This window comes from Nitratireductor sp. XY-223, assembly GCF_004959855.1.
GTDB lineage: Bacteria > Pseudomonadota > Alphaproteobacteria > Rhizobiales > Rhizobiaceae > Hoeflea_A.
Genome location: NZ_SPNT01000004.1, coordinates 150,823 through 174,886, shown reverse-complemented (window position 1 = coordinate 174,886; position 24,064 = coordinate 150,823). Strand labels below are relative to the sequence as shown.

Genomic DNA, 24,064 nt, shown 5'->3' with positions numbered 1-24,064 from the left:
GGTTACATCAATAAAACTGTAAACGGTTACATAAGTCAATGACTTTGCCGGTGGATATGCTAATTTTTGACGTATCGACTTGTTTGGAAAACCGATTCTCTTTGCGAAAACCGGCCCGGAGGATGCCCTGACAGCATGAAAAAAACCGGAGTGAGGGGTCTGGCGAAAGCGACCGGCCTGTCCGTCGCCACGATATCGCGGGTTCTGAACAACGCCGACAACGTCAACAAGCAGACCCGTGAGCGCGTCCTGAACGCCATGCGCGAGGTCGGCTATGCGCCCAACCCGGCCGCGCGGGCGCTTGCCACCAGTCGGACCAAGACCATCGGTGCCGTCGTGCCGACGCTGGCACACTCGATCTTCGCCCGGTTCCTCAACGCCGTCGAAAGGGAACTGGCGCAACACGGCTATGCACTCGTCATCGCGACGACGGAAGGCAGGCCGGAAGCCGAGGAGCGGCGTGTCGGCGAACTGATGAACCTTGGCGCGGAAGCGTTGATCCTGTCCGGTGCGGAGCACAGCAAGGCGCTGCTTGACGGGCTGGTGGGACGCGGCATACCCGCCGTCTGCACGAGTGTGTGCGAGACGAACAACGGCCTGCCGGCCATCGGCTACGACAATGCGGTGATCGGTGAGGCGGCGATCCGGCACCTGGCCGAGGTCGGCCATCGCTCCGTTGCTGTCGTCCATGGTCCGGTCTCCGACAATGACCGGACGCGCCTGAGAATATCCGGTGTCGAAAGGGGCGCCCGGGCGACCGGTGTATCGGTTTCCCTCCGCGAATCGACGCTCGACGTCGAGGGCGGGGTTGCCGCCGCGCAGCAGTTGTTCGGGGACATCGCAGACGTCACCGCGGTCCTAAGTCTTTCCGACGTCATTGCCCTGGGGGTGCTTTTCGAGGCCGATCGCCGCCGGATCGCCGTGCCGGATGAACTGAGCCTCATGGGTTGCGATGACCTCGACTGGTCCGCCCACAGTGCGCCCCCGCTGACAACGGTGCGTCTTCCGACGGCCCGGATGGGCATTTGCGTTGCCCAGTCGCTGGTCAGGCACCTCGACCACGGTGATTCGATTGAATCCGTTCGCCTTGAGGCTTCGATTGTCGAACGCAACTCCGTCCGCCGGCCGAGGCGCCACGCTCTATCGGCCGCACGTCCGGCATAGGGGTGCGCCGGCGTGACCTGTGAGCTTCCGGCCACTGCTTGCTCGCGGATCCGGGCCCGCCCGTGCGTGCTCTGGTTCCGTGTCTTTGGATACTCTGGTCCTCCCCGCGTCCGGATGCGTTTTCTATGTGAAAAGCCTGTGCGGTCGCGACGCGCTATGGAAGTACAAAAAGATATAATATAGAAGACCCGGAAAAGGCGCGGTCTTCAATGATAACAGGGGAGTACATCGATGGGCGGAGACAGGCACGATGTGGAGCGCTCGCCCCATGTGTCCGATGAAATCCGCAAGACCACCTGTTACATGTGCGCCTGCCGCTGCGGCATCAACGTACATCTGAGAAACGGCCCCGACGGCCGGCCCAAGGTCCGCTATATCGAGGGCAACCGCGATCATCCGATCAATCGCGGGGTCCTGTGCGCCAAGGGCTCGGCCGGCATCATGCAGCATTATTCGCCGGCGCGGCTCAACAAGCCCCTTTTGCGCACCGGCGAGCGCGGCAGCGGCGAATTCAGGGAAATTGAGTGGGCCGAGGCACTGGCGCTGGCCACCGAATGGCTGGGCGAGGTGCGCGAGCGCGATCCCAAGAAGCTGGCCTTCTTCACCGGTCGCGACCAGAGCCAGTCGCTGACCGGCTGGTGGGCGCAGCAGTTCGGAACCCCCAATTTCGCCGCCCATGGCGGTTTCTGCTCGGTGAACATGGCCGCCGGCGGCATCTACACCTTCGGCGGCGCCTTCTGGGAATTCGGCTCCCCCGACTGGGAGAAGACCGAACTCTTCATGATCTTCGGTGTTGCCGAGGACCACGATTCCAACCCGATAAAGATGGGTCTCGGCCGCCTCAAGGAACGCGGCATCAAGGTCATCGGCGTCAATCCGGTGCGCACCGGTTACAACGCGGTCGCCGACGAATGGGTCGGCATCACGCCCGGCACCGACGGTCTCTTCATTTTGGCGCTGGTCCACGAACTGCTGAAGGCGGGCAGGATCGATCTCGACTACCTTATCCGTTACACCAATGCGCCCTGGCTGGTCATCGAAGACGAAGACAGCGCCGATCACGGGCTGTTTGCCCGCAACGAAGCGGGCGAGCCGCTGGTTTTCGACCGGCACAAACAAGAATGCCTGTCATCCAAATCGAGTGGCCTCAAACCTGCATTGAAAGGCGCGGTGACCCTGCCGGACGGACGCACGGCCCGCCCGGTGTTCGAATTGCTGGCGAAGAAATATCTCGGCGAGGATTATGCGCCGGAGGCGGTCGCCCGGGAAACCGGTGTCTCCGCTGCCCAGACACGCCGGCTTGCGGCGGAGATCGCGGACGCCGCCTTCGAGCGCGAGGTCGTCGTCGAGCAGCCCTGGACGGACATGAAGGGCGAACGCCACGAACGGATGGTCGGGCGGCCCGTCTCCTTTCACGCCATGCGCGGCATCTCCGCCCATTCAAACGGTTTCCAGACCTGCCGCGCGCTGCACCTGTTGCAGATTCTCCTGGGCTCCATCGACTGCCCCGGGGGTTTCCGCTTCAAGCCGCCCTATCCGAGGCCGATCGACGGCCAGCCCAGGCCGCATGGCGGCTGCAAGCCGGGCGAGCCGCTGCCGGGGCCGCATCTGGGCTTCCTGCGCGGGCCGGAGGAGCTGCTGCTGCAGGAGGACGGCGTCACGCCGCAGCGCATCGACCATGCCTTCAGCTGGGACGCGCCGATGTCCTCGCACGGCCTGATGCACATGGTCATATCCAATGCCCATGCCGGCGATCCGTACCCGATCGACGTCCTGTTCATGTACATGGCCAACATGTCGTGGAATTCGTCGATGAATTCCGGCGGCGTCATGGAAATGCTCTCCGACAAGGATGCGGACGGCAACTACCGCATCCCCAGGATCATTTATTCGGATGCCTATAATTCCGAAATGGTCGCCTATGCCGATCTGGTGCTGCCCGATACGACCTATCTCGAGCGGCACGACTGCATCTCGCTTCTCGACCGGCCGATATCGGAACCGGAGGCGCTGGCCGATTCCATCCGCTGGCCCGTCGTCGATCCGGCGACGCAAGGGGAGGGCCGCGACGTGCGCGGCTTCCAGTCGGTGCTGCTCGATCTCGGCGCCCGGCTCGGACTTCCCGGCATGATCGATGGCAATGGCGATCCGCTCTACGCCGACTATGCCGACTACATGGTCAACCATCAGCGGCGTCCGGGCGTCGGCCCGCTGGCCGGATGGCGCGGCAAGAACGGCGGAACCCATGGCCGTGGCGATCCCAATCCCGGACAGATCAACCGCTATATCGAGAACGGCGGATTCTTCGAGGCGCACGTGCCGGAGGAAGCGCAGTACTTCAAGCACGCCAACCGGGCCTGGTCCGACTGGGCCATCGAAATGGGATTACAGGACGGCGCGGTGGAAAACGTCTTCCAGCTCTATCTGGAGCCGTTGCGCAAGTTCCAGCTCGCCGCCGAGGGCCACGGCGACCGCCAGCCGCCGGACAGCCACCGCGAACGCATAAAGGCGACCTTCGATCCGCTGCCGGTCTGGTATGCGCCATTCGAGGGCGAGGGGTTATCGAAGGACGAATTTCCATACCACGCCATCACCCAGCGCCCGGCCGCCATGTACCATTCCTGGGGCTCGCAAAACGCCTGGCTGCGACAGATCCACGGCAGCAATCCGCTCTATGTGCCCGGCCCGATCTGCGACGAGGCCGGCCTGAAGGACGGCGACTGGGCATGGGTCATTTCCCATCACGGACGAATCAAGGTCCCGGTGCGCCGCATGGAGGCGGTCAACGGCAAGACGATGTGGACCTGGAACGCCATCGGCAAGCGTCCGGGCGCCTGGGCGCTGGACGAGAATGCACCCGAGGCCAAACGGGGATTCCTGCTTAACCATCTGATTCATGAATTGCTGCCGCCGAAGGCCGACGGGCTGCGCTGGTCGAATTCCGATCCGATCACCGGCCAGGCGGCCTGGTTCGACTTGAGGGTCCGCATCGAAAAGGCCGAGGCAGAGGAACATCCGGTCTCGCTGCCGCAGTTTCCGCCGCAGAAGGACGGCCTTGCCGAACCGCCTTCCGTGATTGCCTACGGCGAGGAATGGGAGGCAAAACAATGACCAGCCTCCCACCGGCAACCGAAAAGGCGCTCGGCCTGGTTATCGATCTCGACACCTGCGTCGGGTGTCACGCCTGCGTGGTCAATTGCAAGGAGTGGAACACCGGCGGCTATGGCGCGCCGCTTGGCGATCTCGATCCCTATGGCGACGAACCGGTGGGCTCGTTCCTCAACCGCATTCATACATTCGAGGTCAGTCCCGACGACGCGCCCGCCTCGATCGTTCATTTCCCGAAATCCTGCCTCCATTGCGCCGACGCGCCGTGTGTGACCGTCTGTCCCACCGGGGCAAGCTACAAGCGCTCGGAGGACGGCATCGTCCTGGTCGATGAATCCATGTGCATCGGCTGCGGACTGTGTGCCTGGGCATGCCCCTACGGCGCCCGCGAGATGGATCCGGTCGAGAACGTCATGAAGAAATGCACGCTCTGCGTCGACCGGATCTACAACGAGAACATCCCGAAGGAGGACCGCGAGCCGGCCTGTGTGCGCACCTGCCCGGCGGGCGCCCGGCATTTCGGCGACTTTTCCGATCCCGCTTCCAATGTCTCGAGGCTGGTTGCCGAGCGCGGCGGGATGGATCTGATGCCGGAAATGGGAACGGCGCCGGTCAACAAGTACCTGCCGCCGAGACCGAAGACACGGCCCGATACGGCAGCAGCGTCCACTTCCGCGAACGAACCGGCGCCGGAGGGCTTCCTTGGTTGGCTCGACCGGGCCTTGGAAAGGCTGGGTTAGACCATGCATCCGGCTGTTTCCGTCATCTTCTTCACCGTCATGTCGGGCGCCGGCTTTGGCCTGATCGCGCTGATCGGCCTCGGCGCGCCTTTGCCCGGCGGCCTTGCGGCGGCGTTTCTCATCCCGGCGCTGGCCGGCGGCCTCGCCATTGCCGGCCTGGTGTCGTCGACCTTCCATCTTGGCCATCCCGAGCGTGCCTGGCGCGCCCTATCCCAGTGGCGCTCTTCGTGGCTCTCGCGGGAGGGCGTTTCGGCGATCGTCACCCTTGTCCTGTTCGGGTTCTACACACTCCTTTGGATGGTCAGCGGTGAACGCAGCCTGCTGCTCGGCGTCCCGGTTGCCGCCTGTGCGGTCCTGACCGTCTACACGACGGCGATGATCTATGCGCAGCTCAGGACGGTGCCGCGCTGGCACACCGGGCTGACGCCCGCCTGTTACCTCGTTTTCTCCCTGACCTGCGGATTTTTGCTGGCAGCGGGCCTGAACGGGCTGACCGGCGGAGAACCGGGTGCAGCCGGATTCGCATTCTTCGCCATCCTGATCGCCTGGGCCGTCAAGGTCGCCTGGTGGACGCGGGCGGCAAGGGCCGGCCTCGCCTCGACCGGCTCGACCATGGAAACGGCAACCGGCCTTGGCGCCATCGGCAAGGTCCGGCTGCTGGAGCGCCCGCACACCGGCGAGAATTACCTGACCCGCGAGATGGTCCACGTGATCGGCCGAAAACACGCTGCGAAACTGAGGTCCATCGCCCTTCTCCTGGGCGCCGTATTGCCGCTGGTCATAACGCTGGCCATATGGTTCTTCGCCGCCTCGACGATTTGGCTGATCCCGGCCTTCGTCGCCCTGATGGCGGGTCTCTTCGTCGAGCGCTGGCTGTTCTTCGCCGAGGCCGAGCATGCGGTTTCGCTTTACTATGGCGGGCCGGGCGCCTAATTATCCGGTTCCTGCCTCAACCGGACTCAGCCTTCATGACCATCGACCGCCTGGCACCAGCGCTGTTTGTCCTGTTGTGGTCGACCGGGTGGATTGTGGCCCGCTATGCCGCGCCGCACACGGAGCCGCTGGCATTTCTGTCCGTGCGCTATGCGTGCGCCGCAGCGGTGCTTCTCATCCTGTGTTTTGCGGTCAGGGCAGCCTGGCCGAAACGGCGCGCCGAATGGTGGCACGCGGTCTTTTCCGGTGTCTTGTTGCACGGCGTCTATCTCGGTGGTGTCTGGTGGGCTATCGATGTCGGCGTGCCGACGGCGCTTTCCGGGTTGATCGCGGCCCTGCAGCCCCTGCTCACCGCGATGTCGGCGCCGTTCATCGTCGGGGAACGGCTGACGCGCGGACAGTGGCTCGGCATCGTCTTCGGTCTCCTCGGCCTGCTGATCGCCATCGTGCCGCGGCTGACGGCGCTGCACTGGTCCGAGGTCGCCACGGCCGTCATCCCGCTCGCCGTCAATGTCGTTGCCATGATCGCCGTCACGGCCGGAACCATCTATCAGAAGCGTTTCCTCCAGACCGGCGATCTGCGTTCGACGGCCATGCTGCAATATATCGGCGCGCTGGCGTTCACGCTGCCGCTGGCATGGTTGTTCGAGGATTTCGCCATGACCTGGAACATCCATCTGTCGATCGCGCTTTTCTGGTCGGTGTTCGGCCTTTCCATCGGCGCGATTGTGCTGCTTCTCTACCTGATCCGGCGCGGTCAGGTCTCGCGGGCCGCGTCGCTCATCTATCTCGTGCCGCCGGCCGTGGCAATTGAGGCATTGCTGCTTTTCGGCGAGCGGCTATCGCTGCCGATGATCGTCGGAACGGCGATCGTCGTGATCGGCGTTTACCTCACCAACCGTCCTCAATCCGCAGTCGGTTGATCCACGCATCGCCGGCAAAGAAAACCGCTGAACCGGCGAATAAACCCGCGGGCCGAAGGGCGGCGCCGGACGTATACCAAAATTGCATTTTCGGCTTTGCAGTCACGATTGTTTCGCTATGATTGCGCTCAACTTTCCGTAACATAGCGGAAAGGAACCGTTTAAACGGACGAGGGCCGGAAGAACCGGCCCGTATCTATGGGAGTAATCTTTAATGTTGCCAAAAATCAAAGTGGCACTTGCCGCAAGCATTGCACTGGCCGGCCTTTCGGGCGCTGCGACGGCTGCCGACGTCAAGTTCGGCTTCCTCGGCGGTGTTACCGGGCCGATCGAAAGCCTTGTGCCGCCGATCATCGACGGCGCCAATCTTGCGCTGACGCATGTCAACGAACAGGGCGGTCTGATGGACGGCAAGACCGTGGAGCTGATCGTCGGCGACACGACCTGCGCCGACGCGACCAAGGCCGCGGACGCGGCTGACCGCATCGTCAATGTCGACAATGTCTCGGCCATCGTCGGCGCCCTGTGTTCGGGCGCAACGATCTCGGCCGCCAACAATGCCGGCATTCCGGGCGGCGTTGCCATGATCTCGCCGGCATCCACCTCGCCGGCACTGACGACGCTTGACGACAAGGGCCTGGTTTTCCGCACGGCCACGTCCGATGCCTTTCAGGGCGGCGTGCTCGCCCGCGTGGTGCGCGCGGCCGGCAAGGGCAATGTCGCCGTGACCTATGTCAACAACGACTACGGCAAGGGTTTTGCCGACGCGTTCGCGGCCGCCTTCACGGCAGCCGGCGGCACGGTCGCCGCATCCGAGGCCCACGAGGACGGCAAGGCCGACTATCGTGCGGAAGTCGGCTCGCTCTCGGCGACGGGCGCCGAGGCGCTGGTCATTCTAGCCTATGGTGACGGCTCCGGTCAGACCATTCTGCGCCAGGCGCTGGAAGGCGGCGACTTCGACGTCTTCTACGGCGGTGACGGCATGGTCTCCCAGGCCATGGCGGACAACGTTCCGGCCGCTAACGGCAAGATCATCATGACGCGTCCGTCGACGCCGGATCTGCCGGGCGCGGATGCCTTCAACGTAGCGGCTTCCGCTGCCGGCGTTGACGGCAACGGCACGTTCGTCTCGAACAGCTATGATGCTGCGTTCATCCTCGCGCTCGCCGCTGAAAAAGCCGGCAGCACGGATCGGGCAGCGATTGCCGGCGCGATCAGGGATGTCGCCAACCAGCCGGGCGAGACCATTCTTCCGACCGAGTGGAAGAAGGCCAAGGAACTGATCGCCGCCGGCAAGGACATCAACTACGAAGGCGCCGCAGGGCCTCAGTCCTTCGATGAGAACGGCGATGTTCCGGGCACCTACGAGACGATCGCCATCGAGGACGGCAAAATCATGAGCACCGGCGCAGCCGAATAGGCTGGTGCGCGTCTAATAAAAGGAAGGCCCGGAGCGATCCGGGCCTTTTTTGTGTTCAAAAGCCGCTTCGGCTCCACGCCTCTTCGAGTTTTGCCGGGATCGTGCCGCCCCGCGTCTTGGTGCTGGCCCGGCCCGCGACGATCAGTTCGCGTTTGACAAGCTCTGTCAGCTCCGGCGACACCCGCGATGTCGGGCAGGCCACGGCGACCGTTCCGATGGCGCACGCGTGTTCGTCGAAGAAGGGTACGGCAATGCCGTACACCTCCTCCTCGTAGCCCTGGTCGGAGATTCCGAAGCCGCTTTGCGCCGCTTTGGCGACCGCGTCCCGGAGCGCTGCTTCATCGGCATGCGTGAACACTGTGTAGCGTTCCGGCGTTCCCTTGATCACCTGCTCCAGCAGCTTGTCATCGGATGTGGCAAGGATCGCAAGGCCCGAGGCGGTCGCGTGCAGCGGAATAATCTGCGACTGGCTGAACGACACGCGGGCCGCGTGTTTCGGGCTTTCCCGTTTTGCCAGTGTCGACAGCGTGAGGCCCTGCATGAGCGAGGCATGGGCCGTTTCGCTGGTCGCCTCCGACAGCCGGTCGATGATGGCCTGGATGGCGTTGCGCAGGGGAAACACGCTCTCGCGCACATTGGCGAGCCGCAGCACCGCCGGTCCCAACCGGTAGTGGCGGGAGACCGGATCCTGCTCCAGCAGCCCGAAATCCACCAGTTCGGTCAGGTAGCGGTATGTGGTCGCCTTGTCCCGACCCGACAACTGCTTGAATTCGGCGAGGCCGATCTCGGCCCGCGTTTCCGAATAGTGGTTGAGAAGGCTCAGGGCGTTGCTGATTGTTCCCACGGATTGGGGCTCCCGGTGCACTGGGTTCGATTCTTGACAATTCGAGACTATTGGATCATTTTAATTATTGCAACACTATTTCAAATAATAAACCGATAGAAAGATCGATCGTGAGCGCCCAGCCGTCCACCGCAGAGCTTCTGGAACGCCGTGCACGCCTCATGGGGCCGAACGTGTCGACCTTCTACGACGAGCCAGTCCATCTGGTGAAGGGCGAGGGCGTCTGGGTGTGGGATGCCGGCGGCAACCGCTATCTCGACTGCTACAACAATGTCCCGCATGTCGGGCACTGCCACCCGACGGTGGTCGAAGCGATCTGCCGGCAGGCCGCGACCCTGAACACCCACACCCGCTACCTGCACGAGGGCATACTCGACTATATCGAACGGCTCACCGGCACCTTCGCCGAGCCGCTGTCCACCGGCATCCTGACCTGCACCGGCTCTGAGGCCAACGACATTGCCCTGCGCATGGCAGAGGCAGTGACCGGCAAGCGCGGCGTCATCGCCACCGATCACACCTATCACGGCAACACCACCGCCGTTTCCCAGCTCAGCCGCACCAATCCGCCGACGGGCGGTTACGGAAGCCATGTCCGCCACGTACCGGCGCCGGACAGCTATCGCCCGCTCGGCGGCGAGCCGGGCGAGGCCCACGCGAGCGCGTTTGCGACGAAGATCGAGGAGGCCATCGCCTCCCTCGAGAAAGCCGGGCACGGCTTCTCTGCCATCATAATATGTCCGTACTTCGCCAATGAGGGTTTCCCGGACCTGCCGGCCGGCTGGCTCGATCCGGCCTCGGAAGTCGTTCGCTGGGCGGGCGGGATCATCATCGCCGACGAGGTGCAGCCGGGTTTCGGCCGCATCGGAACCCATATGTGGGGGCACCAGCGCATCGGTCTGACCCCGGATATCGTTACGCTCGGCAAGCCGATGGCCAACGGTCACCCGGTCGGCGGTGTCGTCACCGCGCCGGATGTGATGGCGGCCTTCCGCAAGTCGTTCCGCTATTTCAACACGTTCGGCGGCAACCCGGTCTCCTGCGCCGCGGCGAGCGCGGTTCTCGATGTGCTCGAGGACGAAAATCTGATGCGGAACGCCGATGCCGTCGGGGCCTATGCGCGAGACGGTCTGAAGCGCCTTGCCGAAAGACATGCCGTCATCGGCGACGTGCGCGGTTCCGGGCTTTTCTTCGGCGCCGAAATGGTCCTCGACCGCGCGACGAAGGAGCCGGCGACCCAATATACAGCGCGGGTGGCCAACGAGATGCGCAGGCGCGGCATCCTCCTGAACAGGCTCGGCATCCATTACAACACCCTGAAGATCCGCCCGCCAATGCCGTTCACGCGGGACAATGCCGATCTCCTCCTGTCCACACTGGATGCGGTCCTGACCGATTTGCCGGTGGACGCATGAGTGACCGTCTTGTCGACCAGGCGCTTGGGCTTTGGGGCCTGAGCGGCACTGGCGCGAAACTCGTCGCCCGACGGGAGAACAGGGTCTATCGTGTCGACGCGCCGGACGGCAGACGCTTTGCCCTGCGACTCCACCGTCCGGACTATCGCAGCGATGCGGAACTCCAGTCGGAGCTCGATTGGCTGACGGCGCTCAGCTGCGGCGGTCTGCGGGTGCCGCTGCCGGTCGCATCGAAAGAACAACGGCTCCTGCAACAAATCGACGGCACAAGGATCAGCCTGCTGACCTGGCTGGACGGCGCCGCCATGGGCAGGACGGGCGAGCCGCTCGACATCAATGACCGCACGGCCGTTTTCGCCTCGGTCGGCGAAACCATGGCCCGGATGCACGCCTTATCGGATGCCTGGACACCGCCAGCCGGTTTCGTGCGCTGCGCCTGGGATGCGGAAGGTCTCATCGGCGATGAGCCGCTGTGGGGCCGGTTCCGGGAAAACCCGCAATTGACCGCGCGTCAGGCAGCGGTCATCGCCGAAGCCAGTGAGCGGGCGCGCGCCGATCTGCAAATCCGGCAGTCCGCGCTGGATTACGGGCTGATCCACGCCGACCTCGTGCGCGAGAACGTGCTGATTTCGAACGGTGCGCCGCAACTGATCGATTTCGACGATGGCGGCTACGGCTTTCGCCTTTTCGACATTGCCACCACGCTGCTGAAGAACCGCGGGGAACCCGATTATCCGGAGCTGCAAGCCGCCTTGCTGGAGGGTTACCGGCGGGTCCGACCGATTGACACGAGGGCGCTGCCGCTTTTCGTGCTGCTGCGCGCCTTCACCTATCTCGGCTGGATCGTGCCGCGCATGCATGAACCGGGTGCAACGGAGCGCTGCGGCCGGTTCATCGAGAACGCGACGGTGCTGTCACGCGAATACTTGGGCGCCTAGGCCGATCTAGTGCCGTGCCTGGCGTTCCGGCAGCACGCCCTGCGGCGCGAAACGCAGGACCAGCGTGATCGTCAGCCCGATCACGAAGACCCGCATCTGCAGTGCCCGGCTGGCAAGATCCGAAGGCGGCTCCCAGCCCAGCCATGCCTGTCCGTAGGTGCCGATCAGGTTGAACAGCATCAGGGCGACCGGCTCGGACATGACCCAGACGATGTAGACGAAGATCGCGCCGAAGATGGCGCCGCGATTGTTGCCCGAACCGCCGAGGATGACCATCACCCAGATCAGGAAGGTGTGGTTGAGATCGAGGAAGCCTGAAGGGTCGTAGATCGAGGCGAAGTGGATCAGGACCGCGCCGCCGAAACCCATCAGGATGCAGCCCAGGACAAAGATCTCCAGGCGTCGCCGGTTGACGTCCTTACCCATCGACGCCGCGGCGTTCTCGTTGTCACGGATGGCCCGCATCATCCGGCCCCAGGGCGAATGGTAGGCGCGCTGCAGGAGCAGGTAGATGATGACGATGGCGATCGCGACCACCGTCAGGTAGGAGGCGCGCGCCATGATGAACTCGCCGTCGGCGGGTGTCTGCACCGGCCAGGGAAGCGGCGAGACGGTGAGCGTGCCGCGCGTCAGCCAGTCGGCGTTTTTCAGGAAGTGCTTGATGATCTGCGCGATGCCCAGCGTCGCGATGGCCAGGTAGTCGGCCCGCAGGCCGAGGCAGATTTTTCCGACCAGCCAGGCGATGACGCCTGCGACAATGCCGGCGACGATCCAGCCGACGAACACCGGCATGCCGAGACCGCCCATCCAGCCGCTGGCCTGTTCGATCTCGTCGGACATTTCCGCCATGTGCTCGGACAAAACGAGATAGGCGACCGCGATCGCGATGGCGGTCAGCAGCGCCCGTAGCTTCGGGCCGATGCCCCAGCGTTCCGAGCGGTAGATCGCCCACAGCGCGGCGCCGCTCACCGCCAGTTTGACGATGAACATGGCAACCAGACCCGGTCCGCCGGAGTTCCAGAAATCGGCGTTCTGCGGGAAGGAGACGATCATCGAGGTCGCCGCGCCGGCGGCGATAAAGCCCATGATGCCGACATTGAAAAGGCCGGCATAGCCCCACTGGATGGTCAGGCCCAGCGCGATGATGGCATAGCAGCCCGCCTCGACCATCATGCGCAGCGAGTAGACCGGGCCCTGGCTGACGAAAATGAACAGGATCAGCAGGCCGAGAGCGGCGAAAAGCACCACATCGCGCATCACGGAATACTGCCGTTCTTCGCTCATGCCAGCACCCTCCCTCTGAAGATGCCGGTGGGCCGGAAAATCAGAACAATGATGAGGATCAGGAACGGAACCATCAGTTTGTACTGCGTCGGCACCAGCGCCATGCTGTTCGGCAGCTCGAACCACAGTTCGTCACGGAACGGACGGAGCAGGATGGACCAGTTGAACACGGCGAGCGTCTCGCAGAAACCGACGAGGAAGCCGCCGGCGATGGCGCCGTAGGGCTGGCCGATGCCGCCGACGATCGTCGCCGCGAAGATCGGCAGCAGGATGTTGAAGGAAAGATCCGGTTTCAGCGTCACGTCCATCGACAGCAGGGTGCCGGCGGCGCAGGCGAGCGCGCCGCCGATGATCCAGGTGGCCCATACAACGTGGTTCGTGTTGATGCCGGTGATGCGCGCCAGTTCCGGATTGTCGGAGACGGCCCGCATCGCCTTGCCGAGGCGCGAGCGTGTCAGGAACCAGTGCAGGGCAATGACCGCGACGACGACAAAGCCGATCAGCAGGACCTGGGGCTCGGTGACGATCACCGGGCGGGTGGCGCCGGGGAAGGGGATGCGGAAGATCTCCTTCGGCGCCTCGATGAACATGTCGCGGGCCCTGACGCCGGCAAACAGCCGGATCAGACCCTGCAGCATCAGCGTCACGCCGACGGAGGCCATGACCAGTACGACCGGCCGCGCGCCGGCCTGCCGCAGCGGCTTGTAGAAGGTCCGGTCCAGCCCGATGGCGATAAACGCGGTGATGACCATGGCCGGGAACATGGCGATGAAGGCGAGGGGAACGGGCAGCGTTATGCCGAGCGCGGCAAGCGCCGCCGTCAGGATCAGTGTGACGAACGCGCCAAGGGTCATCATGTCGCCATGGGCGAAATGCGCGAAGCGCAGGATCCCGAAAATGAGCGTCACGCCGATGGCGCCGAGAGCGTAGATCGAACCGATGATGAGGCCCGAAACCAGTCCCTTGTTGATGAAAAATACGAGTTCGTTCACGTGTGTCTCTCCCGCTACCCGCCCAGGAAACTTGCGGCGACTTCGGGGTTGTTCAGAAGGTTCTGACCGGTGTCGGTGTAGGAGTTGCGCCCGCCCGCCAGGACGAAGCCCTTATGGGCGATGGCCAGCGCCTGCTTGGCGTTCTGCTCCACCATGGCGACGGTCACGCCGGTCCGGTTGATGGCGATCACCCGGTCGAAGATCTGCGACATGAACATCGGCGAAAGGCCGGCCGTCGGCTCGTCGAGCAGGATCAGTTTCGGTTCGATCATCAGCGCGCGGCCGAAGGCGACCATCTGCCGTTGGCCGCCGGAAAGCTCGCCCGCCGCCTGTCCGCGCTTGTCCTTCAGGGGCGGGAAGATGTCGTAGACATGGTCCATCACCGACGAGAAATCGTCGCGGCGCACATAGGCGCCCATTTCCAGGTTCTCGTGCACCGATAGTGTCGGAAACACGTTTTGCTCCTGCGGGACGAACGCGATGCGGTGATCGGCCAGCTGTTCGGAGCGGATGCCGGTGATGTCCTTGCCGTCGAATCGGATCGATCCCTCGGTGATGTTGAGCATGCCGAAGATCGCCTTGAGCGTTGTCGACTTGCCGGCGCCGTTGGGGCCGACAATGACGCCGATCTCGCCTTGCTCAAGGGTGAGATTGACTCCCTTGAGAATGCTCATCTGGCCGTAGCCGGCGTGCAGGTCAGATATTTCCAGGAGGCTCATTGCGGCGCCTCCGGGCTGTTCTCGATCGTCGCCTCGCCGGTGGGCGAGCCGCCGAAATAGGCCTCGATAACCGCTTCGTTCTTCTGGATTTCCTCGATATGGCCCTCGGTCATCACCGATCCGGCCGCCATGACGATCACCGGATCGCAAAGCCGGGCGATCATGTCCATGTCGTGCTCGATGACGAAAAACGTATAGCCGAGTTCCTGGTTGAGCCGCTCGATATTGGAAACCAGATCGTTGAGCAGCGTCCGGTTGACACCGGCGGCGATCTCGTCGAGCAGGACCACCTTGGCGTCGACCATCATCGTGCGGCCGAGTTCCAGAAGCTTTTTCTGGCCGCCGGAAAGGTTGCCCGCCAGTTCGTTCTTCACATGGGTGATCTTGAGGAAGTCCATGACTTCCTCGGCCTTGCGCCGCACTTCCGCCTCCTCGCGGGAGACGCGCGCCGGACGGAACCAGGCGGAGCCCAGGTTCTCGCCGCGCTGTCCGGCCGGAACCATCATCAGGTTCTCCGTTACCGTCATGTGCGAGAACTCGTGGGCGATCTGGAAGGTGCGCAGCAGTCCACGATTGAACAATTCGTGCGCGGGCAGTCCCGTCACCTCCTCGCCGTCCAGGAATATCTGTCCTGACGTCGGCGCAAAAGTACCCGCTACCATGTTGAAAAGTGTGGTTTTTCCGGCCCCATTGGGGCCGATCAGTCCGGTGATCGAGCCTTTCTGGATCGACAATGTGCACGCGTCCACGGCAAAAAAGCCGCCGAAACGCTTCGTCACATCCCGCACATCGATGATTGCGCTCATGCTTCCCCGATTTTGTTGTTTTCGATTGCTTGCGGTCCGGGGCCGTCTTCATGGGAAGATTGCAGCGCTCGCCGGCAAACAACCGGGCTTTTGAGGCTTCCCTTAACATCCGCGTGTCGGGATGGGAAGGAAAACCGCGTTTTGCCGCTCAATACGGCGTGGATATGACCGAAAGCCGTTGTCTTCGAGGAATTTGCGCAGCGACTGCCGCCTCGATTGCGCCCGCGGCGACCAGCGATTATGGGGTATAAATAGGGGTTGATCTCAAAACAAATTTGGCCATTCTAGCGACTTGAACAAAAAGCGTCGCCAAGGCGCAGATCGGGGAAGTATGCTGCCGGCAGGAGTTTGGCAAGCGGATTGGGTAGCGGTCGGCCGGTTCTTTGGAACAATCCGGCCGGCGCGGTGCGCTGCCCCGAATGTCTGTTTCTTTGACAATCCATCGACATGGCAGGACGTGAGCGCTTCGCCGGCGCCCGCGTTCACCTCAATTCACGATCGAGACGTCTAGGGAGCCCGTCGCTACGGCTGCGGTGCCGCATCATCGCGCGGAATTCGGAATGCAGGAGTATTGGGGAAGCTTGTGGAATATTTCGTACAACAACTGATAAACGGCGTGACCCTGGGATCGATCTACGGACTGATCGCCATCGGATACACCATGGTCTACGGCATTATCGGCATGATCAATTTCGCCCACGGCGACATTTTCATGGTCGGCGCCTTTATTTCCCTGATCGTGATAACCGCGGTGGGGCTGGCCGCTTCCTCCAGCCTGTTCGTCATTATCCTGGCGCTGATCCTGGTGCTGGCCTGCGCGATGGTCATATCCTCGGTATTCGGATGGACGCTTGAGAGGCTTGCCTACCGGCCGCTGCGCGGATCTTTCCGGCTGGCGCCGCTGATCACGGCGATCGGCGTATCCATCGTGCTGCAGAACTACATCCAGATCTCGCAGGGCGCACGGGTCAAGCCGCTTCAGCCGATCATCTCCGGCGGCCACACGATCATGCGGCGGGTCGACGAGAACGGCGAGTTCGTCGTCCAGATCTCCAACATGCAGATCCTGATCATCACGGTTACCGTTGTCCTCATGACGGTGTTTTCACTGATCATCGCAAAGACGTCCCTCGGGCGTGCCCAGCGTGCTTGCGAGCAGGACCGCAAGATGGCGTCGCTGCTGGGCATCAATGTCGACCGGACCATCTCGACCACATTCGTCATGGGCGCGGCGCTGGCCGCTGTCGCCGGGCTGATGTATCTGCTCTATTACGGCGTGATCGATTTCTACATCGGCTTTGTTGCCGGCGTTAAGGCCTTCACCGCGGCGGTCCTCGGCGGTATCGGATCGCTTCCGGGCGCCATGCTCGGCGGCCTGGTCATCGGGCTGATCGAGACCCTGTGGTCGGCCTATTTCTCGGTGGAATACAAGGACGTCGCGGCGTTCTCAATGCTGGCAATTGTGCTCATATTCCTGCCGCAGGGACTGCTTGGAAAGCCGGAGGTTGAGAAGGTCTGATGGCTGAAGCGACGCAAACGGGCGCCGCGGCCGGCGGTGGTCTCGACCTTTCCGAGATCGGCAAGGACCTGGCAATCACCGCGCTGCTCGGTGCCGCGCTCTTCGGCTCCACCATCGCCTTCAAGACGGAAACCGCGACCGGCGGGCTGTCTCTCGTCCTGCGGTTTGAATCGGCATTCTTCGTCATCGCGGCCGTCGTCGTCGGCCGGCTGATCCTGCTGCTCACCGTTTGGCGGCGGCCCACTGGCGGCGACCGCACCTTCGTGCCCCAGGCGCTCCAGTTACGTTATGCCGACTTTCTGGCCAAAACGGGCAAGGCGTTCGTACCCATCGTCCTGCTGTTTGCCGTCGTGTTTCCGTTCCTGCCGTTCACCGACCGTTACCTGCTCGATCTCGGCATCCTCATCCTGACCTATGTCATGCTCGGATGGGGCCTGAACATCGTTGTCGGACTCGCCGGCCTGCTCGATCTCGGTTACGTGGCGTTTTACGCGGTCGGTGCCTATTCCTACGCGCTGCTGGCCCAGTATTTCGGCCTGTCCTTCTGGATTTGCCTGCCGCTTGCCGGCATCCTCGCGGCGTTCTGGGGCATCATCCTCGGCTTCCCGGTCCTGCGCCTGCGCGGCGACTATCTCGCCATCGTGACGCTCGCGTTCGGTGAGATCATCCGCATCGTGCTTTTGAACTGGTACAATTTCACCGGCGGTCCGGACGGCATATCCGGCATTCCAAGGCCCAGCTTCTTCGGCATACCCTTCAAGCGCGGCGAGGGCGGTTTTGCCGATTTCTTCGGTCTCGACTATTCCTCGATCCACCGCATCATCTTCCTCTATTTTCTGATCCTTATACTGGCGTTGATCACCAATTTCGTTACCATCCGGCTGCGGCGCCTGCCTATCGGGCGCGCCTGGGAGGCGTTGCGGGAGGACGAGATCGCCTGCCGGTCGCTCGGTCTCAACACGACGTCGATCAAGCTGACGGCTTTTGCCACCGGCGCCATGTTCGCCGGCTTTGCCGGGTCGTTCTTCGCAACGCGGCAGGGGTTCATCTCGCCCGAGAGTTTCACCTTCATCGAATCGGCGCTGATCCTCGCCATCGTCGTGCTCGGCGGCATGGGGTCTCAGATCGGGGTGGTGATCGCCTCGGTCGCCATGATCGGCGGTTTCGAAATATTCCGCGAAGCAGAGCAATACCGCATGCTGATCTTCGGTCTTGCCATGGTGATGATCATGATCTGGCGGCCGCGCGGCCTGATCGCGACACGCGAGCCGTCCATCTTCCTGAAGGAGAAGAAGGCCGTTTCGGCGGACATGGTCGCACAGGGCGAGGGGCACTGAGATGGCGGACAAGAAAGCCCCGCTCCTGACGGTAGAGCACCTGACCATGCGTTTCGGCGGCCTCCTGGCCGTCAACGATCTGTCCATGACCGCGTACCGTGGAGACATCACCGCGCTGATCGGGCCCAATGGCGCCGGCAAGACGACGGTTTTCAACTGCCTGACCGGGTTCTACAAGCCGACCGAGGGCAGGATCACCATGCATCGCAACGACGGCGAGGACTTCCTGCTGGAGCGCATGGATGATTTCCGCATCACCAAGAATGCCCGCTTCGCGCGCACCTTCCAGAACATCCGCCTGTTCGGCGGCATGACGGTTTTGGAGAACCTGATGATCGCCCAGCACAATCCACTGATGCGGGCATCGAAACAGACCATCGGGGGCATTTTCGGCATTGCGAGTTTCAAGCGCGCGGAGAAGGAGGCGATCGAGCGGGCCGAATACTGGCTCGAGCACATCAACCTGACCCAGCGTGCCGACGACGCGGCGGCCGACCTTCCCTATGGCGACCAGCGCAAGCTGGAAATCGCCCGTGCCATGTGCACCGGTCCCGAGCTTCTGTGCTTGGACGAGCCGGCGGCCGGACTCAATCCGGCCGAATCGGAGGAACTCAACAAGCTCCTGCTTTTTGTGCGCGCCGAATGCGACACAGGCATCCTGCTCATCGAGCACGACATGAATGTCGTGATGGGCATTTCGGACCACATCATCGTGCTCGATTACGGCGTCAAGATCGCCGACGGCACCGCCGAGGAGGTCCGCAGCGATCCGAAGGTGATCGCCGCCTATCTCGGGGTCGAGGACGAGGAGGTGGACGCCGTCGGCCACGAGATCGAGGAAACCGCGGCGGAGGTACGCCAATGAGCACGGCCCCGCTGCTTCAGATCCGCGACATCGAGACGTTCTACGGCAAGATCCAGGCGTTGCGCGGCATTACCCTCGATGTGCACGAGGGCGAGATCGTAACCCTGATCGGCGCCAACGGCGCCGGCAAATCGACCCTGATGATGACCATCTGCGGCGATCCGCGCGCCCGTTCGGGGCAGATCCTCTACGAAGGCCGGGACATCACCCGCATGCCCACGCACGAGATCATGCGCCTTCGGATTTCGCAGTCGCCGGAGGGACGCCGCATCTTCCCGCGCATGACTGTGGTGGAGAACCTCCTGATGGGCGCGGCCGTGGCCGATCCGGAGCACTTCGACGAGGATGCCGAGCGGGCCTTCGAGCTTTTCCCGCGCCTCAGGGACCGCAAGGACCAGCGCGGCGGCACCCTGTCCGGCGGCGAACAGCAGATGCTGGCGATCGCCCGGGCGCTGATGGCGCGCCCGAAACTGCTGTTGCTGGACGAGCCGTCGCTCGGCCTCGCGCCGCTGGTCGTCAAGCAGATTTTCGAGGTGATCAAGGAGCTCAACGAGAAGCAGGGCCTGACTGTTTTTCTGGTCGAGCAGAACGCCTACCATGCGCTGAAGCTGGCCCACCAGGGCCATGTGATTGTCAACGGCAAGATCACCATGAGCGGCACCGGCGCCGAACTCCTGGCCCGCGAAGAGGTGCGGGCCGCCTATCTCGAGGGAGGGGCGCACTGATGGGCATATTGTGGGATACCAGTTTTCCGACGTTCCTGATGCTGACCGTCGTGATCGGCGGCGCGGCGGCCTACATGACCGGGCGTGCCCTTGCCGCCCACTGGCGGCCGATCATTCAGCCCGTGCTCTACACACTGCTTTTGGCGGCGGTGGTGCGGTTTTTCCATTACGCGCTCTTCGGCGGCGCGCTCCTGTCATTGCATTACTACGTGGTTGACGCGGCGGTTCTCATTTCCGCCGCGCTTCTCGGTTACCGGATAACGCGCGTGCGTCAGATGGTAACCCAATACAGCTGGCTGTACGAACGTTCAGGGCCGTTCAGCTGGCGAGAAAAGAAAGCTGAGGGGTGACAAAAAGACGATCTACGCAATTGTAATTGCAATTCTATTCGGATTGCGGAAGAGTAGCGTGGAAAGCGGACCTTAGCCTGATAACCAACCTCAATGGGAGTATAAAGCATGAGGAAATATCTACTCGCAACCACCGCCCTTGCGTTTAGCATCGGTTTGAGCGCGGGCACCGCCTGGGCCGATATCGAGATTGCCACCGCCGGTCCGATGACCGGTCAGTACGCAAGTTTCGGCGCGCAGATGAAGGCCGGTGCCGAACAGGCGGTCGAAGACATCAACGCCGCCGGCGGCGTCAATGGCGAAAAGCTGATCCTCAACGTCGGCGACGATGCCTGCGATCCGAAACAGGCCGTGGCCGTTGCCAACCAGATGGTGTCCAAGGGCGTCGTCTTCATGGCCGGGCACTTCTGCTCCGGTTCGTCCATTCCGGCCTCGAAGGTCTACGAGGAAGAGGGAATCGTGCAGATTTCTCCGGCCTCGACCAATCCGAAGCTGACCGACGAAGGCGGACCGAACGTCTATCGCGTCTGCGGTCGCGACGACCAGCAGGGCCTGGTGGCCGGCGGTCTTCTTTTCGAGGAGTACAACGAAAAGAACATCGCCATCCTGCACGACAAGACAGCCTACGGAAAAGGCCTTGCCGATGCCACGAAAACGGTCCTGGAAGACCTTGGCGGCTCGGCAAAGATGTACGAAGCCTACACCGCCGGTGAAAAGGACTACACGGCGCTTGTCTCCAAGATGAAGCAGGAGGCCATCGATGTCGCCTATGTCGGCGGCTATCACACGGAGGCCGGCCTGATCGTGCGTCAGATGCGCGACCAGGGCATGAACACGCAGCTCGTTTCGGGCGACGCGCTTGTGACCGACGAATACTGGTCGATCACCGGCGATGCCGGTCAGGGTACGCTGATGACCTTCTCGCCGGATCCGCGCAAGAACGACGCGGCCGCCGACGTCGTCAAGAAGTTCCGCGACAAGGGCATCGAGCCGGAAGGCTACGTCCTTTACACCTACGCCGCCATCCAGGCGTGGGCCGAAGCCGCGAAGGCTGCCGGCTCGTCCGATCCGGAAAAGGTCATTCCCGCGTTGAATTCCGGCTCGTTCTCGACCGTTCTCGGCGATCTGAGCTTCAACGACAAGGGCGACGTGACGCTGCCCGGCTATGTCTGGTACGAGTGGAAGAACGGCACCTACGACTATCGCTAGGCGTCCGATCCGATTGACCAACCGCGGGCGGCAACGTCCGCGGTTTTTTTGTTTTCAGTCGCTCGCGACAGGGGTTGCCGGCCCGCCCTGCATGACAGGCCCTTTGGCCAAGCCCCGGAATATCAAGTAATTTTCCGACCCCCTTGCATTTGTATACGACGTGTATTGACAGGTTAATGTCCGGTTAACCGCATACTGCGATTCCTCATAGATGCAATTTGCTGAAACTTTGTCACAATTGCCGCTGACATACCCATTGGGCTCTTGTTTCGAGGATGACTGGTGAGGGGCGGATTGACTGGTCTGACGGGACGCGATTTCGAGACGGTCCGTAACGAGATCGCGTCCCTGAATCAGCCGGCATATATCAAGGACGGCGATCTGCGCTATGTCGCGGTGAACGACGCCTATTGCGCTTTGGCGCAGCTCGGCGCGGAGCGGCTGGTCGGATACGAAACGCGGCGCGCGGCAGCGCAGCTTGTCGGCTACGACCGTGACGAAAAGGAGCGTCGGGCGCTGGTTTTCGGAAAGCAGCAGACGGCGGTCATCCAGCACAGGGACGAAGGGCGGCAATTCCGGGCAAGGCTCCACCAGATTTGCGACCGCGACGGTTTCCGCTACATCATTGGCGTGCTCGAGTCGAAGGACACGATCCGGTTCGAGGGCTGGCAGGACACTCCTGTGGTTTCCGCCGCTGATGCCGGCCGCGGGGAACGGAACGAGACGGCCGGCGCCAGCGTGATCCCGCTTCGGCCGGCCGGCGACGGCGCCCGGTCCGGACCTGCCACGGACATGCAAACGGTGCTCGATGCGCTCGAGAGCGCATTTGTCGTCTGGGACCGGAACAACCGTCTTGTTGCCTGCAACCGCGCGTTCACGGACCGTTTTCCGCTGGTAAAGGACTGGACCCAGGGACGCAGCATCGAGGACATGGTCGCCGAGGCCGCTGACAACGGCTTGATCCGGAATGCCGCCGCGAACCGGGAGGCATGGATCGATCGGGCCCTGGCCCGGCTGACCACGGAAATGGGCAAGGACGTCGCACTGCGTACCGCCACGGGCAAAACCGTCCTGTGGCGCGGTCATACGACGGCCGGCGGCGACCGGGTCCTCATTGCCACCGACGTGACGAGCATCATCGACACGGAACGGCAAGACGCTGCCGGGGGAGCTGTAAATCCGGCCTTCTTCGCCAATGTCAGCCACGATATCCGCACGCCCATGAACGGAATCCTCGGCATGGCCGAACTGCTGCGAACCTCGGGGCTGGACCAGAAACAGCAAATGTTCGCGGATGTGATCACCAAATCGGCGCAGGCGCTGCTCGATATCTTCAATGACGTTGTCGACTACTCGCGCAGCGAGGTCGGGGTCCTCAGTATCGAGGAAGAGCCATTCAATCTCGACGATGTGATCAACGACGTTGCCTCCGTCTATTCCGCCCGTTTTGCTGAAAAGGACCTGTCCCTGCGGATAGACATGGATGCCGAATTGCCGGGGCCGCTTGTCGGCGACGCCTTCCGCATCCGCCAGATCGTCAACAACCTGCTCGGCAATGCGATCGCGCACAGCGACATCGGCCAGATAACGCTCAGCGCCCATCGCATCGCCGGCAACCGGGACGAAGCGGTTATCAGGATTGCTGTCCGGGACTGCGGTCCGGGTATGACTGCGGAACAGCAGCGGTCGATGTTCGATATGTTCGCAAGGGCGGAGCACGCAGCGTCGCAGGGCGGGGACGGCGTCGGGCTGGGCCTTGCCCTGTGTGCCCGTCTCGTCAGACTGATGGGAGGAAAGATCGGCATCGAAAGCGGTGGCGACACAGGATCGGAATTCTGGTTCGAATTGACGTTGCCCGTCGCGCAGGCCGATGTTGACGATCCCAAAGCCATTGAGGCGTATTCCGGCTCCCGCATCCTCATTGTCTGTGCCGACGACATGGAGTGCGAACAGCCATCCGATGCCCTGTCCGGCCTTCCGCTGGACTGCTGTGTCGCGGAAAGTGCCGGGGAGGGGGCGAGGGTGTTGCAGGCGGCGCGGCAACTGGATTTGCCGATCGATCTCGTGGTGGTGTGCAGCGCACATGACATCAACGGTGCCATGGCGGTAGCCGCACAGATGCACGGCGATTGTGCGGGCTCCGCTCCGCCGGTCATATTGGCCGGTCCCGGAAACCTGGATCGCGACGCCGTTCAAATGACGGGGCTCGGCATTGCCGCGCAGATTCCGTCCGCGACCGATGCCGCTGCGCTGCGGCGGGCGGTCCTGTCGGCGCTGAAATACCGCGACCCCGCCGAGGGCGCTCCGGTCGGCGAGGCCGATCGGGAACACGGACCGGAGGATCTGGCGGCGGCCCCCCAACCGGAGCGCGCGCCGGGTGCGACGATGGTGCTGGTGGCCGAGGACAATGAGGTCAACCAGATCGTCTTCGCCGAGACGTTGCAGCAACTGGGCTACGCCTACCAGATTGTCTCCGACGGTGCGCAGGCGGTTGCCGCATGGCGCAAGTTGCGGCCCGATATCGTGCTGATGGATGTGGCGATGCCGGTCAGGAACGGGCTTCAGGCGACGTCGGATATCCGCGCTGCCGAAACCGTGCTGGGCAACCGCGTACCGATCATCGGCGTCACCGCCTTTGCCGTGGCGAGCGACCAGCAGAGATGCCTGGAAGCCGGAATGGACGATTGCCTGGCAAAACCCATAAGCGCGGAGAAGCTGCGCGACAGGCTCCAAACGTGGCTTCCCGGTGTGGCTGACGAGCGAACCGCATAAA

General features: G+C 63.0%; 19 protein-coding genes and 1 pseudogene. 15 read left to right on the top strand and 5 right to left on the bottom strand.

What is annotated here, in order from left to right; translation table 11 throughout:
• Positions 1 to 135 precede the first annotated feature (135 nt).
• The 6 genes from E4M07_RS16035 to E4M07_RS16010 all read left to right on the top strand — a co-directional run bounded on the left by E4M07_RS16035 (position 136) and on the right by E4M07_RS16010 (position 8,288).
• Positions 136 to 1,164 carry a LacI family DNA-binding transcriptional regulator gene (locus tag E4M07_RS16035; RefSeq protein ID WP_136659388.1) on the top strand — a complete coding sequence of 343 codons (1,029 nt, stop codon included), beginning with the start codon at positions 136 to 138 and terminating at the stop codon, positions 1,162 to 1,164.
• A 231-nt stretch (positions 1,165 to 1,395) separates the two neighbouring features.
• Positions 1,396 to 4,275: a molybdopterin oxidoreductase family protein gene (locus E4M07_RS16030; RefSeq protein ID WP_136659387.1), complete on the top strand. Its 2,880-nt coding sequence runs from the start codon at positions 1,396 to 1,398 to the stop codon at positions 4,273 to 4,275.
• Entirely contained in the window at positions 4,272 to 5,012 is a 741-nt protein-coding gene (locus E4M07_RS16025; protein ID WP_136659386.1) for a 4Fe-4S dicluster domain-containing protein, read from the top strand. Before E4M07_RS16030 ends, E4M07_RS16025 begins: the two co-directional genes overlap by 4 nt.
• Before the next feature lie 3 nt (positions 5,013 to 5,015).
• Positions 5,016 to 5,945 carry a DmsC/YnfH family molybdoenzyme membrane anchor subunit gene (locus E4M07_RS16020; protein ID WP_136659385.1) on the top strand — a complete coding sequence of 310 codons (930 nt, stop codon included), beginning with the start codon at positions 5,016 to 5,018 and terminating at the stop codon, positions 5,943 to 5,945.
• Positions 5,946 to 5,980: 35 nt separating this feature from the next.
• Positions 5,981 to 6,868: a DMT family transporter gene (locus tag E4M07_RS16015; protein ID WP_136659384.1), complete on the top strand. Its 888-nt coding sequence runs from the start codon at positions 5,981 to 5,983 to the stop codon at positions 6,866 to 6,868.
• A gap of 214 nt (positions 6,869 to 7,082) precedes the next feature.
• On the top strand, positions 7,083 to 8,288 hold the full coding sequence (locus E4M07_RS16010; protein WP_136659383.1) for an ABC transporter substrate-binding protein: 1,206 nt from the start codon (positions 7,083 to 7,085) through the stop codon (positions 8,286 to 8,288).
• 55 nt (positions 8,289 to 8,343) lie between these two features.
• On the opposite strand, the gene E4M07_RS16005 is transcribed toward E4M07_RS16010, so the two are convergent.
• Positions 8,344 to 9,132, bottom strand: a complete 789-nt coding sequence (locus E4M07_RS16005) for an IclR family transcriptional regulator (RefSeq protein WP_136659382.1) — start codon at positions 9,130 to 9,132, stop codon at positions 8,344 to 8,346.
• A gap of 161 nt (positions 9,133 to 9,293) precedes the next feature.
• On the opposite strand from E4M07_RS16005, the gene E4M07_RS16000 reads away from it, so the two are divergent.
• Both E4M07_RS16000 and E4M07_RS15995 read left to right on the top strand, forming a co-directional pair.
• Positions 9,294 to 10,547, top strand: coding sequence for an aminotransferase class III-fold pyridoxal phosphate-dependent enzyme (locus tag E4M07_RS16000; protein ID WP_136659624.1), 1,254 nt, complete (start codon positions 9,294 to 9,296; stop codon positions 10,545 to 10,547).
• The gene (locus E4M07_RS15995; RefSeq protein ID WP_136659381.1) at positions 10,544 to 11,485 is read left to right on the top strand and encodes a phosphotransferase; all 942 of its coding nucleotides are present in this window, start codon (positions 10,544 to 10,546) and stop codon (positions 11,483 to 11,485) included. Before E4M07_RS16000 ends, E4M07_RS15995 begins: the two co-directional genes overlap by 4 nt.
• A 6-nt stretch (positions 11,486 to 11,491) precedes the next feature.
• Here the strand turns inward: E4M07_RS15995 and E4M07_RS15990 are convergent, their stop codons facing one another.
• Genes E4M07_RS15990 through E4M07_RS15975 form a run of 4 tightly spaced genes read right to left on the bottom strand, consistent with a single transcriptional unit; the run spans position 11,492 to position 15,286 of the window.
• On the bottom strand, positions 11,492 to 12,769 hold the full coding sequence (locus E4M07_RS15990) for a branched-chain amino acid ABC transporter permease (protein WP_136659380.1): 1,278 nt from the start codon (positions 12,767 to 12,769) through the stop codon (positions 11,492 to 11,494).
• Positions 12,766 to 13,761: a branched-chain amino acid ABC transporter permease gene (locus E4M07_RS15985; protein WP_136659379.1), complete on the bottom strand. Its 996-nt coding sequence runs from the start codon at positions 13,759 to 13,761 to the stop codon at positions 12,766 to 12,768. Before E4M07_RS15985 ends, E4M07_RS15990 begins: the two co-directional genes overlap by 4 nt.
• 14 nt (positions 13,762 to 13,775) lie before the next feature.
• On the bottom strand, positions 13,776 to 14,480 hold the full coding sequence (locus tag E4M07_RS15980) for an ABC transporter ATP-binding protein (RefSeq protein WP_136659378.1): 705 nt from the start codon (positions 14,478 to 14,480) through the stop codon (positions 13,776 to 13,778).
• Positions 14,477 to 15,286 carry an ABC transporter ATP-binding protein gene (locus E4M07_RS15975; protein WP_136659377.1) on the bottom strand — a complete coding sequence of 270 codons (810 nt, stop codon included), beginning with the start codon at positions 15,284 to 15,286 and terminating at the stop codon, positions 14,477 to 14,479. Before E4M07_RS15975 ends, E4M07_RS15980 begins: the two co-directional genes overlap by 4 nt.
• Before the next feature lie 583 nt (positions 15,287 to 15,869).
• Between E4M07_RS15975 and E4M07_RS15970 the strand changes: the two genes are divergently transcribed.
• The 7 genes and pseudogenes from E4M07_RS15970 to E4M07_RS15940 all read left to right on the top strand — a co-directional run bounded on the left by E4M07_RS15970 (position 15,870) and on the right by E4M07_RS15940 (position 24,063).
• Entirely contained in the window at positions 15,870 to 16,805 is a 936-nt protein-coding gene (locus tag E4M07_RS15970) for a branched-chain amino acid ABC transporter permease LivH (protein ID WP_136659376.1), read from the top strand.
• Positions 16,805 to 18,142, top strand: a complete 1,338-nt coding sequence (gene livM, locus E4M07_RS15965) for a high-affinity branched-chain amino acid ABC transporter permease LivM (protein ID WP_136659375.1) — start codon at positions 16,805 to 16,807, stop codon at positions 18,140 to 18,142. The genes E4M07_RS15970 and livM overlap by 1 nt, the downstream gene beginning before the upstream one ends.
• 1 nt (position 18,143) lies before the next feature.
• Positions 18,144 to 18,956: pseudogene (locus E4M07_RS15960) on the top strand (ABC transporter ATP-binding protein); the annotation flags it as partial.
• Positions 18,957 to 19,003: 47 nt separating this feature from the next.
• Complete coding sequence (locus E4M07_RS15955) at positions 19,004 to 19,732, top strand: ABC transporter ATP-binding protein (protein WP_136659373.1); 729 nt, start codon at positions 19,004 to 19,006, stop codon at positions 19,730 to 19,732.
• Positions 19,729 to 20,082, top strand: coding sequence for a DUF6867 family protein (locus tag E4M07_RS15950; RefSeq protein WP_136659372.1), 354 nt, complete (start codon positions 19,729 to 19,731; stop codon positions 20,080 to 20,082). Before E4M07_RS15955 ends, E4M07_RS15950 begins: the two co-directional genes overlap by 4 nt.
• 108 nt (positions 20,083 to 20,190) lie before the next feature.
• Positions 20,191 to 21,291 (top strand): branched-chain amino acid ABC transporter substrate-binding protein, encoded by a 1,101-nt coding sequence (locus E4M07_RS15945; protein WP_136659371.1) that lies wholly within the window; start codon positions 20,191 to 20,193, stop codon positions 21,289 to 21,291.
• Positions 21,292 to 21,585: 294 nt separating this feature from the next.
• Positions 21,586 to 24,063: a response regulator gene (locus E4M07_RS15940; protein ID WP_136659370.1), complete on the top strand. Its 2,478-nt coding sequence runs from the start codon at positions 21,586 to 21,588 to the stop codon at positions 24,061 to 24,063.
• The last annotated feature ends 1 nt before the right edge of the window (position 24,064 follow it).